Source organism: Herbiconiux ginsengi, assembly GCF_900107435.1.
Classification (GTDB): domain Bacteria; phylum Actinomycetota; class Actinomycetes; order Actinomycetales; family Microbacteriaceae; genus Herbiconiux; species Herbiconiux ginsengi.
This window is the reverse complement of the sequence record NZ_FNPZ01000007.1, coordinates 29,707-44,328: the sequence shown is the minus strand read 5'-3', so window position 1 is coordinate 44,328 and position 14,622 is coordinate 29,707. Positions and strand designations below refer to the sequence as shown.

Here is a 14,622-nt window from a genome sequence, read left to right as displayed (position 1 = left end):
CGGCCTAGCGCTGCTTGGCGGGCGAGCGATTCTCGGCGCTCACCATCCAGGCGTACTGCTCCAGCTTCTCGATGATGCCGTGCAGGATGTCGGCGCTCGTCGGATCGGCGTCGTCGACCTCGTCGTGCCCATCGCGCATCGTGCCGACGACGGCTTCCAGGCGCACCGTGATGAGATCGACCGTCACGGCGGTGTCCACCTCGCCGTTCGGGTACTCGGGGAGCGTCGTGGTGGCGGCGACGGTGTCGCTGCGGCCGTCGGGGACCGCGTGCAGTGCGCGGAGGCGCTCCGCCACGACGTCGCTGAATTCACGGGCCGCGTCGATGATCTCGTCGAGTTGCAGATGCAGGTCGCGGAAGTTCTTGCCCACCACGTTCCAATGCGCCTGCTTGCCCTGCAGGTGGAGTTCGATCAGGTCGGCGAGCACCTTCTGGAGGTTGTCGGTGAGCTGCTTGGAGGCTGTGAAGCCGCGCTCGGCGTTCTGCCGGCGCGTGGTCTTCGCTCCGGCGTCGGAGGGGGCCTTGGCGGTGCGGTCGATTGTCGTGGTCATGCTTCCTGTCTACGCCTCCGGGCGGCCGGCGGCAGGGGATTGACAGGGGATGCCCCGGTCATCGATCTGGAGCTGTGCGGCCGCGTCTCAGTGCCGTGCGAACCCTTCGAGCATGGCCGCCAGCGTGCGGGCGACACGAGGTTCGACGTCGACCACCGCGTGGGCGAGGCGGGGATCGCTGCGGTAGAGCTGCTCGACCGCGGGCCCGGGCGTCGCCATCTGCCAGTACGCGCCGGAGAGCGAGGTGGCCGCGGCGATCAGATCGATCGACTGCTCGACGGTGAGGCCGGGCCGGATGCGCCGCAGCACCTCCGAGAGCGCTGACACCTCCTCGAGCGTCACGAGCTTGAACTCCCGCACCGAGTCGAGCGAGACGTTGCGCTCGAGGTTGAGGGGCGCCTGAGCGAGCAGGTCGCAGAACATCGGCCGTGCCGCGAGGGAGGCCGCCACGGTCTGGGCGACGCCGGCCGGCGATGTGTCGGCAGAGGCTTCGAGCGACGCGCGGAGAGCGGGCCCCCACTCGCGCCAATCCTGCGCCGTCAGTCGCAGGAAGATCTGCTCGCGGGTCTCGAAATACCGCAGCAGGGCCGACTTGTGCATGCCGACGGCCTCGGCGATGTCGGTGAGGGTGACGGTGCGGATGCCGCGCGCGGCGCCCAATCGGCGGGCGGCATCCAGGATCGCCACCTCGCGCTGCAGCTTCGCGTCGGCACTACGTGCGCGCTGGAAATCGGCGCCGGTCGTGGTCATGCTTCCAGCATAGCGCAACCGGGTTGCATTAATAGCAAAACAGTGTTGTACTACCTGTCATGTCAGAACAGATATGGTTCATCACCGGTTCCTCCCGCGGCTTCGGCCGCTCCCTCGTCTCCGCCGCGCTCGAGGGCGGCGACCGCGTGGTCGCCACCGCGCGCCGCCCGGAGCAGCTCACCGAGTTCGTCGAGCGGTACGGCCAGCGCATCCTCCCCGTGGCGCTCGACGTCACCGACCCCGAGCAGGCGCGCACGGCCATCGCCGAAGGGGTCGCGCGCTTCGGCCGGCTCGACGTCATCGTCAACAACGCCGGCTACGCGAACGTCTCGCCGATCGAGCACACGCCCGACGACGACTTCCGCGCCCAGTTCGAGACCAACTTCTGGGGTGTCTACAACGTCTCGAAGGCGGCGATCCCCGTTCTCCGTGCGCAGGGCGGGGGGCTCATCATGCAGTTCTCCTCCGTCGGCGGCCGCGTCGGCGGCTCACCCGGAATCGCCTCCTACCAGGCGGCGAAATTCGCCATCGACGGCTTCAGCCGGGTGCTGCGGACCGAGACCGCGCCCTTCGGCATCCGCGTTCTCGTGGTGGAGCCGAGCGGTTTCGCCACCGACTGGGCCGGCTCGTCGATGACGGTGCACGAACCCGGCGAGGGTTACGAGCAGACGGTCGGCGCCATGAACGCCCGGGTGCGGCAGAGCACCGAGGGCCCGGCGGGCGACCCCGACCGTGCCGCGAAGATCCTGGTGCAGGTCGCCAAGCGGCAGAACGTGCCCTACCACCTGCCGCTCGGTGTCAACGCGGCCGAGATGTCGATCGCGCAGGATCGGCGACTGCTCGCGGAGGACGAGGAGTGGCGTGCCGTGAGCCGCTCGGCCGACTTCGCGGAACCCTTCCCCGTGGAGTTCCCGCCCGACGCGGCGTAACGACCGCATAATGCACGGAATGCGTGAGAGTGGTGCGCCATACGGCGTCGGTCGCACGCATTCCGTGCATTATGCCGGCCAGAGCGTCGCTACGGCGCCAGATACCCGCCGTCGACCACGAGCGAGGTGCCGGTGATGTAGCTGGCCTCGTCGCTGGCCAGGAACAGCACGGCCGCTGCAGTCTCCGCGGGTACCCCCGGGCGCTTCAGCAGCGTGCCGGCGATGAGCGCGGCGTTGATGTCGTCGGCCTGGTCCTCGTTCATCGGCGACAGGATGTACCCCGGGTGCAGCGAGTTGGCGCGCACCCCGTCGGGCCCGTGCGCCGCGGCCACGTTCTTGGTCATGTTGAGGATGGCGCCCTTGGCCGCGTGGTAGGCATGAGCGCTCGGCACGGCGGCCAGCCCCCAGATCGACGACACGTTGACGATGGCGCCGTTGCCGGTGGCGATCAGGTGGGGGAGCGCTGCTCGCATCCCGAGGTACAGCGCCTTCAGGTCGACATCCATGATGCGGTCCCAGATCTCCGGCGTGGTGTCGAGGATGGGCTCGTAGGTGATGATCGCGGCGTTGTTGACGAGGATGTCGAGCTTGCCGTACTTCTGCACGGTCTCCGTGACGACGCGGTCCCACTCGGCCTCCTTCGTGACATCCATCGTCGCGAAGTCGATGCCGGCGCCGGAGCCCTGCGGGTCGGCGGGTTCGAGCACGTCGGCGGCGACCACGGTCGCGCCTTCCTTGACGAACAGCTCGGCCATCGCGCGGCCCTGTCCACGAGCGGCTCCGGTGATGATCGCGACCTTGTCGGCGAGTCGATCCATGGTGGTGATTCCTTTCGTTATTCCTTGGCGTAGCGACGGGCGAGCGTGGAGAGGCCGACCGCGAGGATGAGGATCGCGCCCTTGAAGATCGGCTGGAACCAGGTCGGTGCTCCGAAGATGCTGAGACCGTTGAAGCCGACCGCGATGATGAGCACACCCACCAGCGTGCCGACGATGTGGAACTCGCCGTCGCGCAGGGTGGCCGACCCGAGGAAGACTGCGGCGAAGGCGTCGAGCAGGTAGCCGTCGGCGGCGGCGAGGGTTCCGCTGCCGAGAGTTGAAGAGAGCAGGGTGCCGGTGATGGCCGCGCACACGCCGGCGGTGGCGAAGGCGAAGATCTTCACCCGGTCGACCCGGATGCCCGAGAGCCGTGCCGCTTCGATGTTGCCTCCCACGGCCTGCATCTTCTGCCCGAGGTCGGTCTTGTTGAGCACCACCCAGAGGATGGCGAGCACGATCAGCATGATGAAGATCGGGTTCGGCACGCCGAAGATGAGACGCGAGAGCGCGATCTGGATGAACTCCTGCGGAACGCCCGCCGCGATCGGGAAGGCGCTGTAGGCGAAGCCGAGCCCCACCAGCACGGTGCCCACGCCGAGCGTGGCGATCACCGCGTTTATTCGCACTTTCGTCACGAGGATGCCGTTGGTGGCGCCGATCACCGCTCCGATGAGCAGCACCAGCGGCACGCCGACGAGCACCGGCATCCCGTCGCGGGCGATGAAGCCGACCACGAGCAGCCCCGCGAAGCTCGCGACATACCCGATCGACAGATCGAACTCGCCCACCACCAGGGTCATCGTGAGGCCGGCCGCGATGATCGCGGTGAGCGAGGACTGGTTGAGGATGTTGAGGAAGTTCGGCAGCGTCAGGAACGTGGTGGGTGCCTTGATCGTGAACCCGATGATCATGAGGCCGAGCCCGATCAGCGTGCCGTACCGCGACAGGATCACCAGAGCGACGCGCTTGGAGCTCTTCCTCTGCTTCTGGTCGGCGGGCGGAACGGACTGCGCCGGTCCGGCGGGGGCGACGGTGGTGCTCATGCGACGTCTCCTTCGAGAGGGTCAGGGGTGGAAGGATGTTCAGGGGAGCCGGCGGGTTGCAGGTGGGCGTAGCTCAGCTCGATGATCCGTTTCTCGGAGATCTCGTCGCCGACGAGCTCGCCGCTCACGACGCCCTCGCACATCACGACGATGCGGTCGCAGAGCACCGCGAGCTCCTCCACGTCGGAGGAGATCACGATCGTTCCGATGCCGTCGGCGGCGAGCGAGCGGATCGCCTCGTGGATCTCGTGCCGGGCTCCGATGTCGACACCGCGCGAGGGTTCGTCGAAGAACAGCACCTTCACGTCGGGGGTGAGCCACCGCGCGATCAGCGCCTTCTGCTGGTTGCCGCCGGAGAGGCTGCCGATGGTCTGCGCCGGCGACGGCGTCTTGATGCTGAGCTGCTCGATCAGGCGCTGGGCGCGGGCGCGCGACTTGCCGCCCGACACGAACGGGAGGCTCGGCACGCTGCGCAATTGCTTCAGCACGGCGATGTTCATGTTGTAGGCCACGGACTTGTCGAGCATCAGGCCCTCGGATCGCCGCTCCTCGGGAACCAGACCGACCCCGCTGGCGACGGCGCGCGGGATGGAGCCCGGCTTGAGGGTCTTTCCCGCGAGCTGGAACTCGCCGCCGTCGAGCTTGCCGGCGCCGAAGGCCAGCTTGGCGAGCTCCGAGCGCCCGGCGCCGACGAGCCCACCGATGCCGAGCACCTCGCCCCGGTAGAGCTCGAACGAGACGTCGCGCACCCGCGGTGCTCCGGCGACGTTGCGGGCGCTGAACAGGGCGGTCGCCGAGCGGTCGACACCGGAATGGCGTTCCCGTGACGGCTTCTCGACGTCCTGCCCCACGATCGCGCGGATCAGGCCGGCCTTGTCGAGCTGGCCGCGCACGGCCCGGTCGGTGACCCGGCCGTCGCGGAAGACCGTGATCCGGTCGGAGAGCTCGAGCACCTCGTCGAGACGGTGCGACACGTAGAGGATGGCCACGCCGGAGGCCGCCAGATCGCGCGTCACGCGGAAGAGATGGTTGCTCTCCTGGTCGGAGAGGGATGCGGTCGGTTCGTCCATCGCGATCATCGAGGAGTTCCGCACCAAGGCCTTGCTGATCATCACGAGCCACTGCTCGGCCACGCTCAGCTCGTCGACGCGGCGGTCGAGCGAGAAGCCCACACCGATGCGGTCGGCGGCCTCGCGGGCGAGGCGCCGCGACCGCTTCCAGTCGATCATGCCGAGGCGCTTCTCCTTGGGCGCCCCGAGCAGGATGTTCTCGATGGCCGTGAAGTGCGGCACCAGGTTGAGTTCCTGGTGGATGAAGGCGAGCCCCGCCTTCTCCGCGTCGCGGGGCGAGGAGATCGAGATCTCCTCGCCCGCGAGCGTGATGGTTCCCGAATCGGGTGCGGTCACCCCGGCGAGGCAGCGGATGAGGGTGGACTTGCCGGCGCCGTTCGCGCCGACCAGTCCGTGCACCTCGCCGGAGTGGATGTCGACGTCGACGTCACGCAGGGCGTGCGCCCCGCCGAACTGCTTGCTGAGGCCATGGATCTGCAACCAGGCGTCGTCGGTCGTCGTCATGTCAGCTCAGCGCATCCGGGTGGTCGGTCAGGAACTGGTCGATGGTGGAGGAGTCGACGAGCACACCCGGCACGTCGATCGTCTTCGACTCCCAGGAGTCACCGGCCGCTTCGGAGTCGAGCACCGCCTGGAACAGCTCCTGGCCCTCGGTGTAGCCGTCCTGCCAGATGATCTGCGTCATCGTGCCGTCTTTGACGGCTTGCAGGGCGGCGGGGCTGCCGTTGATCGAGTAGACCTTCACGTCGTCGCGCCCGGCCTGCTTGAGGGCCGCGATGGCGCCCATGCCCGGTTCGTCCCACGCGCCCCACACGGCGAGCGGCTTGCCGCCGGCCGGGTGGCTGGCGAGCCAGGCGGCCGTGAAGGCGGTGCCGTCTTCGACCTGGCCGGGGATGGCCACCTCGTTGCTCACGACGGTGATTCCCGACTCCTTGCCCATCGCCTCGTCGAAGGCCATGCCGCGATAGAGGCAGAGCACGCCGGTGTGATAAGTCAGGGCGAGCACGTCGCCCTGGTCGCCGAAGTCGGCGAGCATCGCGTCGACGGAGTCCTCGCCCACCTTGAGCGCACTCGTGGTGGCGACGATGCCGTCGACCAGTTCACCGCCCCAGCTGACCACCGGAACCCCTGCGGCGATCGCCGACTGGAGGCCGGCGCCGATCGAGGAGGAGGCGAAGGCCGAGACGAGAATCGCATCCACCTTCTGCGTGGTGGAGAACGCGGTCATCGCCGCGTTCGCCTTGTCGGGCGAGCCCTGGGTGTCGGTGACGGTGACCTTCCAGCCGGCCGCCTCCGCGGCATCCGTCGCGCCGGTGATGACGGCGGCGTTCAGGGCGTCGGTGGCGACGAGAGCGACGATGCCCAGTGTCTTCTGGGCGCCGTCACCGCCGTCGGCGCCGTCGGTGGATGCTGTTCCGGATGACGTACTGCACGCCGCGAGCGACAGTACGGCCGTTGTCGCGAGTGCGATCAGGGCAAACTTCTTCTTCATCGTTCACACCTCTCTGTGTGGGGGGACTGCAGGACTTACTTGATGGCGTCAGGGTGTTCGGAGATGAATTCCTCGACGTTGGACGAGTCGACGACGACGCCGTCGATCTTGATGGTCTGCGGCTCCCAGTCGGTGGAGTCGGCGTGCCAGTCGAGGATGGCCTGCATGAGTGCGGCGCCCTCGTCTTCGGAGGGCTGCCAGACCACCGAGGTGACCTTGCCGGCCTGCACGTCGAGGATGCCCGGCGCGCTGCCGTTGGTGCTGAAGGTCTTCACATCGGTTCGCCCGGCCTGGTCGAGGGCGGAGATGATGCCCTCCATCGGCTCGTCCCAGCAGGTCCAGATGCCGTAGTTGCCCTGGCCGGCCGGGTGGTTGGCGAGCCAGGCGGTGGTGAAGTTCGCCGCGGAGGTCTGCTGACCCGGCACGACCACCTCGTTGTACGTGATGTTCAGGCCCGGCACCTTCTTCACCGCGTTGTCGAACTCGGTCTGATGGTCGAGGCAGAGCTTTCCCGGGTGGAAGGTGAGTGCGAGCAGGTCGCCCTCGTCGCCCATCGACTCCACGAGCGCCTTGGCCGATGCCGCGCCCACGGCTTCGTTGCTGGTGGTGGCGATGACGCCATCGGCGAGTCCACCGCCCCAGATGGCTACGGGGACGTCGGCGGCCTGCGCCGAGGCGAGGCCGGCGCCGAGAGCGGTGGCCGGATAGACGAGCACCAGGATGCCGCCGACGCCCTGCGTCGCGTAACTCGTGATCGCGGCGTTCGCCTGGTCGGCGTTACCCTGAGTGTCCGTGACGTTGACCGTCCACCCGGCCTTCTCGGCGACTTCCGTCGCTCCTCGGATGGCCTGGAGGTTGATCGCGTTGGTACCGATGTACGCGACGACCCCGAGGGTCTCGCCTTCCGCCGAGCCCGAGGAGGTGTTCTCCGCCGGTGCTCCGCTCGAACAGGCTGTGAGCAGCACAGCCGCCGCGGCCGTGAGGGCCGCCATTGCCAATCGCTTCATTGCGTTCGCACTTTCGTCGTTCGTTGACTGTGAATGGAAGGGACATTGTCATGGTGATATGTGTGACTGTATGACAATAATTGGCATTGTACGAGGGTAAGTTAGCGCAGTGTCAAGAGCTTGACGAATTTCGTATGACAATCCTATAGTCAGACAAGCAACTACCGAATGGTGCAAAACGAAGGAGTTTCGACCATGTCCACACCGCCCGAGATCTCGCCGACACTGTCCATCTGGCAAGTGAAATACGGCGAACGGGTCGTCCGGATGAGCGACGTCTTCCACGATTTCGAGCAGTACGGGGTGCCCGACGGCGACCTCGACATGGATTACAACTTCTGGATACTGCGCCAGGGCGAATCGATCATCCTGGTCGACACCGGCTACGACATCCCGAAGCGCGACTGGCTGGGCGAGATCAGCGTCACGCCGACCCCGGAGGGCCTGGCCCTGGTGGGCATCGACCCGGCCGACGTCGATCTGGTGATCACCAGCCACTTCCACTACGACCACATCGGCTACCTCGGGCTCTTCACGAACGCCCGGGTGGTGTCGGGGCAGGCCGAATACGACTATTGGTTCGCCAAGAAGGTCGCCGACGCCCTGGAGGGCGAGTTCACCACCGCCGAGGATCTCGCGGTGATCGAACAGGCGGACGCGGAGGGCCGGCTGACGCTCGTGAGCGAGGAGACCGAGGTCTTCCCGGGCGTCACCGTGTACCCGATCGGCGGGCACTGCCCGGGCGAACTCCTCACCCGCGTGCAGACCGCCGACGGTTCCCTCATCCTCACCGTCGACGCCGCCCACTTCTACGAGCAGATCGAGCACGAGTGGCCGTTCTTCGCCTTCACCGACCTCGACGAGATGAAGAATGGGCTCAGCTTCATCAACCGTCTGGCGCGCGAGACCGGTGCCACGATCATCCCGGGCCATGACGCCCGGGTGCGCGCCAAGTTCCCTGCGGCGCCCGATGCCGCGGCGGCCGTCGCGACCGTGCTGGCCTGACGATGGCCCCCGACGAGACGATGCCGCAGTACGAGGTGTCGATCGCCCGCTACGGCACCCGCGTGGGGCGCCGCAGCGAGGTGTACCTCAACCACGCGCTCTACCACGAGCCCGACGACGACATCCGGATGGACTACTTCGTCTGGCTGGTGCGCGGCGAGGGCGTGGAGATCGTGGTCGACACCGGATACTCCGTTGCCGGCGGCGAGAGCCGGGGCCGCACGCTGCTGATGGACCCGCCGGAGCTCTTCGCCTCCCTCGGTGTGCATCCCGAGAACGCGCCGCTCGTGCTCATCACCCACGCGCACTACGACCACATCGGCAATCTCGCGCATTTCCGCGAGTCGCCCGTGGTCATCGCGCGCAGGGAGCTCGAGTTCTGGTCGAGCCGGCACGCGCAGCGCGTGCAGTTCCACCACTCGGTCGAAGACGTCGAGTTGGCCGAACTCTTCGCGGCGGTCGACGCCGGGCGGGTGACCGCGTTCGACGAGCGGATCGAGATCGCGCCCGGCATCGAGATGATCGAGATCGGTGGGCACACCCCGGGGCAGAGCGTCGTGCGGGTGCCGACGGCAGCCGGAGTGGTGCTGCTCGCAAGCGACGCCATCCACTACTACGAGGAGTTCGAGAAGGACATGCCGTTCAGCTCGGTGGCCGAATTGGTCGCGATGTACGCCGGATTCGATCGCATCCGGGGGATGCTCGAGACCGGTGAGGTCGAGCACCTGGTGGCCGGGCACGACCCGGCGACGCTCGACCGGTTCCGCGCGATCGGGCGCAGCGACTCCGAACTGGTCGTGACCATCGGCGAGCCGGCGATGGTGAACCGGTGAGCGGGCGGTTCGACGGCCGGGTGGCCGTGGTGACCGGCGCGGCCAACGGGTTGGGGCGGGCATCCGCCACCCGGCTGGCGGGCGAGGGGGCGAACGTCGTGGTGGTCGACATCGACGGCGACGCGGCGGCTGCCGTGGCCCGTGGGCTGCCGACCGAGTCGATCGGTGTGCGGGCGGATGTCTCGAGCGAGACGGATGTCGACGCCTATGTCGCGGCGGCCGTCGACCGGTTCGGGCGCATCGACCTGCATCATCTGAACGCCGGCGTGTTCGGCACCTTCACGCCCATCCCCGACCTCACGGTGGAGGAGTTCGACCGCGTCATGGCGGTGAACGTGCGCGGGCAGTTCCTCGGACTCCGGGCGGCGTTCCGCCGCTACGCCGTGCAGCAGTCGACGGGCGCGGTGGTGGTGACCGCGTCGATCGCGGGGCTCACCGGCAGCGCCGATCTGCTCGCGTATCAGACGTCGAAGCACGGTGTGAACGGCTTGGTGCACGGTGCGGCCGTGTACGGCGGGCCGCTCGGTATCCGGGTCAACGCGGTCGCTCCGGGCATCGTGCCGACGGAGCTCTTCGCTGCCGCCGCGACCACCACCGGCGGCAAGAACGACATGGAGTCGCGGGCGTCGACGACGCCGCTGCGGCGTGCGGGCACCGCAGACGAGATCGCGGCCGTCGCCGCGTTCTTGCTCAGCGACGACGCCGCCTACGTCACCGGTCAGATCGTGTCGGCCGACGGCGGCGCCACCGTGGTGAACACGGTGCGGCCCTCGGGCGGCGCCGGAGCGTGGGACGCGGCAGAACACGACCGCGTCTTCTATGGAACCGAGACGAAGGAACAGCAGTGACACAGGACAGGGTCGGGTTCATCGGACTCGGCAACATGGGCGGGCGGATGACCCGCTGCATCGTCGACACGGGGCGAACGGTGCTCGGCTACGACGCGAAGACCGAGAACATCGGCGCCGCCGGAGCGGAGGCCGCGGCATCCGTCGCCGACCTCGTGGCCGGCAGTGACGTCATCCTGCTCTCGCTGCCCGACAGCCGGGTGGTCGAGGCGGTCACACTGGGTGACGACGGGGTGCTCGCCCAGGTGCGCGAGGGCCAGATCGTGGTGGATCTCAGCACCTCGGCGCCCGCTTCGACGCGCGGGCTGCATGCCCGCTTCGCCGAGCGGGGCGTCGCCTATCTCGATGCCGGCATCTCCGGGGGAGCGGCCGCCGCCGAGAAGGGGCAGCTGACGCTGATGGTCGGCGGCGAATCCGACGCGCTCGAACGGGTGCAACCCGTGCTCGCCTTGTTCGCCACGAACGTGTTCCACGTCGGCGAGTCGGGCGCCGGGCACACCACGAAACTGCTCAACAACTTCCTCAACGCCATTGCGCTCTCGGCCACGGCGGAGGTGATGGTGGCGGCGAAGAAAGCCGGGCTCGACCTCGAGACCGTGCTCGACGTGTTCAACAAGAGCTCGGGCACGAACTTCGCCACGGTGAACCGCTTTCCGAAGATCATCCACGGCGACTACCTCAAGGGCGGCCTCACGAACACGCTGATGCTGAAAGACGTGACGCTCTACGTCGAGCTGCTCGGTCAGCTCGGCGTCGCCAGCCTCAACTCCTCGGGGCCTGTCGCCAGCTTCGGCCTCGCCCGCGCGCTCGGTTACGCCGACGAGATCAGCAACACCGTGGTGGATGCCATCGGCGACGTCTCCGGCGGCATCCGGCTGCACGAAGGGACGGACGCATGATCCACATCACCCCCGAGGAGCAGGCCGGCACCGCCGGCAAGCCCGGGTCGCAGTTCACCGGGACCGCCTTCCCCTACGTCACGATGGCGCAGACCGACGGCGTCACGATCAACACGGTCGTGTTCACCCCCGGCGCGCGCACGCACTGGCACAGCCACGAGAACGGGCAGATCCTGCAGGTGCTCGCCGGCCGCGGCCTGGTGCAGAGCGAGGGCGGCCCGATCGAGGTGCTGCGGGCGGGCGACACCGTCTGGGTTCCGCCAGGGGAGCGGCACTGGCACGGCGCCGCGCCCGACTCCTTCCTCTCGCACACCGCCATCTCGCTCGGCACGACGAGCTGGGAGCATCCGGTGGCCGACCACGAATACGAACCGTCCCGCGACTCCGAGGGGAGCGAACAATGATCGACAGGAACGACAGCCATCAGGACACGTTCGAGGAGGGTTTGAACGTGCGCCGCGAGGTTCTCGGGGCCGCCCACGTCGATGCGTCGCTGGGTGCCACGAGCGAGTTCTCGCGACCGATCCAGGAGCTCGTCACCGAGTACTGCTGGGGCATCGTGTGGACCAGCGACGGATTGCCGCGCAAGACCCGGAGCCTCATCAACATCGCGATGCTGACGGCGCTGAACCGGTCGCACGAGCTCGCCGTGCACGTGCGCGGGGCGCTGAACAACGGAGCGACCGACGGCGAGATCCAGGAGGTGCTGCTGCAGACCGCGATCTACGTCGGGGTGCCGGCAGCGCTGGAGTCGTTCCGGATCGCCGACCGCGTCGTGAAGGAGCACCACAATGCCGAGTGACGGCAGGGTGCAGACCGGCACGGAGCGGGCCGGAGCGGTGACGGTCGGGTTCATAGGCCTGGGCAACATGGGTGTGCCGATGGTCACCAACCTGGTGGCCGCGGGTCACACGGTCGTGGCGTCGGACCTGTCTCCGGATGCCCGGGCGCGGGCAGCCGCGGCCGGAGCCAGCGCCGTCGAGACGGCTCGCGAGGTGGCGGCGCGCAGCGGGGTCGTCATCCTCATGCTGCCGGATTCGAACATCGTGGCCGCGGTGGTCGGCGACATCGCCTCGTTGCTCGCGCCGGACTCGCTGGTGATCGACATGAGCTCCTCCGAGCCGCTGCGCACGCGGGCCCTGGCCGCCCAGCTGGCGGAGACGGGCATCCGTCTGGTCGACGCGCCGGTCTCCGGCGGGGTCGTCGGCGCGGTCAAAGGCAGCCTCACCATCATGGTGGGCGGCGAGCCGGCCGACGTCGACGAGGCGGCCGCGGTGCTGGCGCCGATGGGCCGCGTCGTGCGGGTCGGCGGGATCGGCGCCGGGCACGCCATCAAGGCGCTGAACAACCTGCTCTCGGCCACCCACCTGTGGATCACGGCCGAGGCCATGGAGGTCGGCGAACGCTTCGGGCTCGACCCGGCGACCATGCTCGAGGTCTTCAACTCCTCGAGTGGACGCAGTGGATCGACCGAGAACAAGTATCCGAACTTCATCTTCCCCGGCACCTTCGATTCGGGGTTCGGACTGCGACTGATGCTCAAGGACATGCGCATCGCCGTGCAGCTCGGCGAGCAGGTCGGCCGGCCGAGCGTGCTCGGCGCCGACGCCGTGGGCCTCTGGGCGAAGGCCGCCGATGATCTCGAGCCCACCGCCGATCACACGCGGATCGCCGAATGGGTGCGAACGGCCGAGGGAGGCGCCATCGAGCAGTAGAATTCAAGATCGTATGACCGTAGTTCAATTGCAGACCGGTAGGTGACATGGTTTCCACGAATTCCCTCGCTGCTTCCTGGACGGCCGAGCCCATGGGTCGGGTGTCGGCGCCGCTGCGCGAGCAGGTGATCTCCGCCCTCCGGCAGGCGATCCTCGACTTCCAGCTGAAGCCGGGTCAGCGCCTGGTGGAGCGGGAGCTCATCGAGCAGCTCGGCGTGTCGCGCACCACCATCCGCGAGGCCCTGCGCGAGCTGACTTCCGAGGGGCTCGTGACGGTGGTGCCGCAGCGCGGTGCGATGGTCAGTGCGCCCTCGCTCGCCGACGCGGTCGACCTCTACGAGGTGCGGGCGTCGCTCGAGTCGCTCGTGACGCAGCGGTTCGTGGAGCGGGCGACGGATGAGGAGATCGAGCGGCTCCGTGCCACCATCGACGACCTCGCCGTGGTCTCTGACAACTCGCACGACATCCGCGAGATCCTCGCCGCGAAGGACAAGTTCTACACCGTCCTGATCGCGGGAGCGCGGAGTGCGGCGCTGCAGCAACTGCTGGAGGGCATTCAGGCGCGCGTGCAGGTGCTGCGGGCGACCTCGCTGTCGGAGGCCGGCCGTTCGCTCGAGGTGGTGCGGGAGCTCCGCGCCGTGGTCGCCGCGATCGCCGACAGGGATGCCGAGAAGGCGTCCCGGCTGTGTGCGGAGCACGTGCGGAAGGCATCCGTCACCGCCCTGCACAGTCTGCGTGAATCGGAAGCGGAGTAGCTGCCGCACGGTCGTACGGTCTTCCCCTGTCTGTCACAGATCATTCGAAGGAGAAGACCATGGCACTCAGTGCTGAGCAAGAGCAGTTGAAGAAGGAGTTCATCGAGGTGCGCGGCACCTGGGGTGATTCGTGGGAGGCGATCCTCCAGCTCGATCCCGGATTCCTCAAGTCGTATCTCGAGTTCTCGGCGGTGCCGTGGCGCAAGAATCACCTCGACACCAAGACCAAGGAGTTCATGTACATCGCGGTCGACGCGGCCGCGACGCATCTCTACGTGCCCGGCATCCGCCAGCACATCAAGGCGGCTCTCGCGGCCGGGGCGACGAAGCAGGAGATCATGGAGGTGCTGGAATGCACCGCCACTCTCGGCATCCACGCGATGAACATCGGCGTGCCCATTCTCGTGCAGGTGCTGGAGGAGAAGGGGATGCGCACCGGCCCCGCCGAGCTCAGCGACTACCAGGAAGAGGTCAAGGCCGACTTCACCCGCACCCGCGGCTACTGGCACGCCTTCTGGGACGAGATGCTCGAACTCGACCCCGAGCTCTTCGCGGCGTACACCGACTTCTCCTCGGTGCCCTGGCGCACCGGAACCCTCGAGCCGAAGGTGAAGGAGCTCATCTACATCGCCTTCGACACGGCGGCCACCCACCTCTACGTGAAGGGCCTGAAGCTGCACATCGAGAACGCGATCGGCTACGGGGCGACGGCGCAGGAGATCCTCGAGGTGATGGAGATCGCCTCGACTCTCGGCATCCACGCGGTGACCACCGCTGCGCCCATCCTGCTCGAGGAGGCCGCTGCGCTCTCGGCGGGCGCGGGAGATTCGGCGGCGCCCTGAGGGGTGCGCTGACCGTTCAGTTCTGCAAACGTCGTGGCGACCGACGCTCTCTGCGGCTCGATGCGC

Annotated in this window: 17 protein-coding genes; 10 read left to right on the top strand and 7 right to left on the bottom strand. The window is 68.0% G+C overall.

Translation table 11 applies throughout. From position 1 onward, the window contains the following. Positions 1-4: 4 nt before the first annotated feature. Complete coding sequence (locus BLW00_RS20855; protein WP_092557885.1) at positions 5-550, bottom strand: Dps family protein; 546 nt, start codon at positions 548-550, stop codon at positions 5-7. 87 nt (positions 551-637) lie between these two features. Further along, complete coding sequence (locus tag BLW00_RS20850; RefSeq protein WP_092557883.1) at positions 638-1,300, bottom strand: TetR/AcrR family transcriptional regulator; 663 nt, start codon at positions 1,298-1,300, stop codon at positions 638-640. A 59-nt stretch (positions 1,301-1,359) separates the two neighbouring features. Between BLW00_RS20850 and BLW00_RS20845 the strand changes: the two genes are divergently transcribed. Then, positions 1,360-2,229, top strand: coding sequence for an SDR family NAD(P)-dependent oxidoreductase (locus tag BLW00_RS20845; RefSeq protein ID WP_092557881.1), 870 nt, complete (start codon positions 1,360-1,362; stop codon positions 2,227-2,229). An 89-nt stretch (positions 2,230-2,318) separates the two neighbouring features. Here BLW00_RS20845 and BLW00_RS20840 read toward each other — a convergent pair whose 3' ends face one another. Genes BLW00_RS20840 through BLW00_RS20820 form a run of 5 tightly spaced genes read right to left on the bottom strand, consistent with a single transcriptional unit; the run spans position 2,319 to position 7,659 of the window. Then, complete coding sequence (locus BLW00_RS20840) at positions 2,319-3,047, bottom strand: SDR family NAD(P)-dependent oxidoreductase (RefSeq protein ID WP_092557879.1); 729 nt, start codon at positions 3,045-3,047, stop codon at positions 2,319-2,321. Between the two features lie 17 nt (positions 3,048-3,064). After that, positions 3,065-4,090 carry an ABC transporter permease gene (locus BLW00_RS20835; protein ID WP_092557878.1) on the bottom strand — a complete coding sequence of 342 codons (1,026 nt, stop codon included), beginning with the start codon at positions 4,088-4,090 and terminating at the stop codon, positions 3,065-3,067. Beyond that, positions 4,087-5,664, bottom strand: a complete 1,578-nt coding sequence (locus BLW00_RS20830; RefSeq protein WP_092557876.1) for a sugar ABC transporter ATP-binding protein — start codon at positions 5,662-5,664, stop codon at positions 4,087-4,089. Before BLW00_RS20830 ends, BLW00_RS20835 begins: the two co-directional genes overlap by 4 nt. Before the next feature lies 1 nt (position 5,665). Beyond that, the gene (locus BLW00_RS20825; RefSeq protein WP_092557874.1) at positions 5,666-6,652 is read right to left on the bottom strand and encodes a sugar ABC transporter substrate-binding protein; all 987 of its coding nucleotides are present in this window, start codon (positions 6,650-6,652) and stop codon (positions 5,666-5,668) included. 35 nt (positions 6,653-6,687) lie between these two features. After that, entirely contained in the window at positions 6,688-7,659 is a 972-nt protein-coding gene (locus BLW00_RS20820; RefSeq protein ID WP_092557872.1) for a sugar ABC transporter substrate-binding protein, read from the bottom strand. A 195-nt stretch (positions 7,660-7,854) separates the two neighbouring features. Between BLW00_RS20820 and BLW00_RS20815 the strand changes: the two genes are divergently transcribed. The 9 genes from BLW00_RS20815 to BLW00_RS20775 are packed head-to-tail and all read left to right on the top strand — an operon-like array spanning position 7,855 to position 14,556. Next, a complete protein-coding gene (locus BLW00_RS20815; RefSeq protein WP_175494501.1) occupies positions 7,855-8,664 on the top strand; it encodes an N-acyl homoserine lactonase family protein in 810 nt (269 codons plus the stop codon). A 2-nt stretch (positions 8,665-8,666) separates the two neighbouring features. Beyond that, positions 8,667-9,497 carry an N-acyl homoserine lactonase family protein gene (locus BLW00_RS20810; RefSeq protein WP_139256832.1) on the top strand — a complete coding sequence of 277 codons (831 nt, stop codon included), beginning with the start codon at positions 8,667-8,669 and terminating at the stop codon, positions 9,495-9,497. Continuing rightward, entirely contained in the window at positions 9,494-10,345 is an 852-nt protein-coding gene (locus tag BLW00_RS20805; protein WP_092557868.1) for an SDR family NAD(P)-dependent oxidoreductase, read from the top strand. Before BLW00_RS20810 ends, BLW00_RS20805 begins: the two co-directional genes overlap by 4 nt. Beyond that, positions 10,342-11,244, top strand: a complete 903-nt coding sequence (locus tag BLW00_RS20800; RefSeq protein ID WP_092557866.1) for an NAD(P)-dependent oxidoreductase — start codon at positions 10,342-10,344, stop codon at positions 11,242-11,244. Before BLW00_RS20805 ends, BLW00_RS20800 begins: the two co-directional genes overlap by 4 nt. Next, positions 11,241-11,648, top strand: a complete 408-nt coding sequence (locus BLW00_RS20795; RefSeq protein WP_092557864.1) for a cupin domain-containing protein — start codon at positions 11,241-11,243, stop codon at positions 11,646-11,648. Before BLW00_RS20800 ends, BLW00_RS20795 begins: the two co-directional genes overlap by 4 nt. Beyond that, positions 11,645-12,046 carry a carboxymuconolactone decarboxylase family protein gene (locus BLW00_RS20790; protein ID WP_175494499.1) on the top strand — a complete coding sequence of 134 codons (402 nt, stop codon included), beginning with the start codon at positions 11,645-11,647 and terminating at the stop codon, positions 12,044-12,046. Before BLW00_RS20795 ends, BLW00_RS20790 begins: the two co-directional genes overlap by 4 nt. Next, positions 12,036-12,959, top strand: coding sequence for an NAD(P)-dependent oxidoreductase (locus BLW00_RS20785; protein WP_092557862.1), 924 nt, complete (start codon positions 12,036-12,038; stop codon positions 12,957-12,959). Before BLW00_RS20790 ends, BLW00_RS20785 begins: the two co-directional genes overlap by 11 nt. 47 nt (positions 12,960-13,006) lie before the next feature. Beyond that, a complete protein-coding gene (locus BLW00_RS20780) occupies positions 13,007-13,714 on the top strand; it encodes a GntR family transcriptional regulator (RefSeq protein WP_092557860.1) in 708 nt (235 codons plus the stop codon). Positions 13,715-13,773: 59 nt separating this feature from the next. Further along, positions 13,774-14,556: a carboxymuconolactone decarboxylase family protein gene (locus tag BLW00_RS20775; protein WP_092557858.1), complete on the top strand. Its 783-nt coding sequence runs from the start codon at positions 13,774-13,776 to the stop codon at positions 14,554-14,556. Positions 14,557-14,622: the final 66 nt, after the last annotated feature.

Coding starts and splice junctions, on each gene's coding strand:
- BLW00_RS20850 (WP_092557883.1), bottom strand. CDS start 1,300: ATGACCACGACCGGCGCCGATTTCCAGCGCGCACGTAGTGCCGACGCG.
- BLW00_RS20780 (WP_092557860.1), top strand. CDS start 13,007: ATGGTTTCCACGAATTCCCTCGCTGCTTCCTGGACGGCCGAGCCCATG.
- BLW00_RS20775 (WP_092557858.1), top strand. CDS start 13,774: ATGGCACTCAGTGCTGAGCAAGAGCAGTTGAAGAAGGAGTTCATCGAG.
- BLW00_RS20785 (WP_092557862.1), top strand. CDS start 12,036: ATGCCGAGTGACGGCAGGGTGCAGACCGGCACGGAGCGGGCCGGAGCG.
- BLW00_RS20840 (WP_092557879.1), bottom strand. CDS start 3,047: ATGGATCGACTCGCCGACAAGGTCGCGATCATCACCGGAGCCGCTCGT.
- BLW00_RS20825 (WP_092557874.1), bottom strand. CDS start 6,652: ATGAAGAAGAAGTTTGCCCTGATCGCACTCGCGACAACGGCCGTACTG.
- BLW00_RS20810 (WP_139256832.1), top strand. CDS start 8,667: ATGGCCCCCGACGAGACGATGCCGCAGTACGAGGTGTCGATCGCCCGC.
- BLW00_RS20820 (WP_092557872.1), bottom strand. CDS start 7,659: ATGAAGCGATTGGCAATGGCGGCCCTCACGGCCGCGGCGGCTGTGCTG.
- BLW00_RS20830 (WP_092557876.1), bottom strand. CDS start 5,664: ATGACGACGACCGACGACGCCTGGTTGCAGATCCATGGCCTCAGCAAG.
- BLW00_RS20845 (WP_092557881.1), top strand. CDS start 1,360: ATGTCAGAACAGATATGGTTCATCACCGGTTCCTCCCGCGGCTTCGGC.
- BLW00_RS20855 (WP_092557885.1), bottom strand. CDS start 550: ATGACCACGACAATCGACCGCACCGCCAAGGCCCCCTCCGACGCCGGA.
- BLW00_RS20795 (WP_092557864.1), top strand. CDS start 11,241: ATGATCCACATCACCCCCGAGGAGCAGGCCGGCACCGCCGGCAAGCCC.
- BLW00_RS20835 (WP_092557878.1), bottom strand. CDS start 4,090: ATGAGCACCACCGTCGCCCCCGCCGGACCGGCGCAGTCCGTTCCGCCC.
- BLW00_RS20815 (WP_175494501.1), top strand. CDS start 7,855: ATGTCCACACCGCCCGAGATCTCGCCGACACTGTCCATCTGGCAAGTG.
- BLW00_RS20790 (WP_175494499.1), top strand. CDS start 11,645: ATGATCGACAGGAACGACAGCCATCAGGACACGTTCGAGGAGGGTTTG.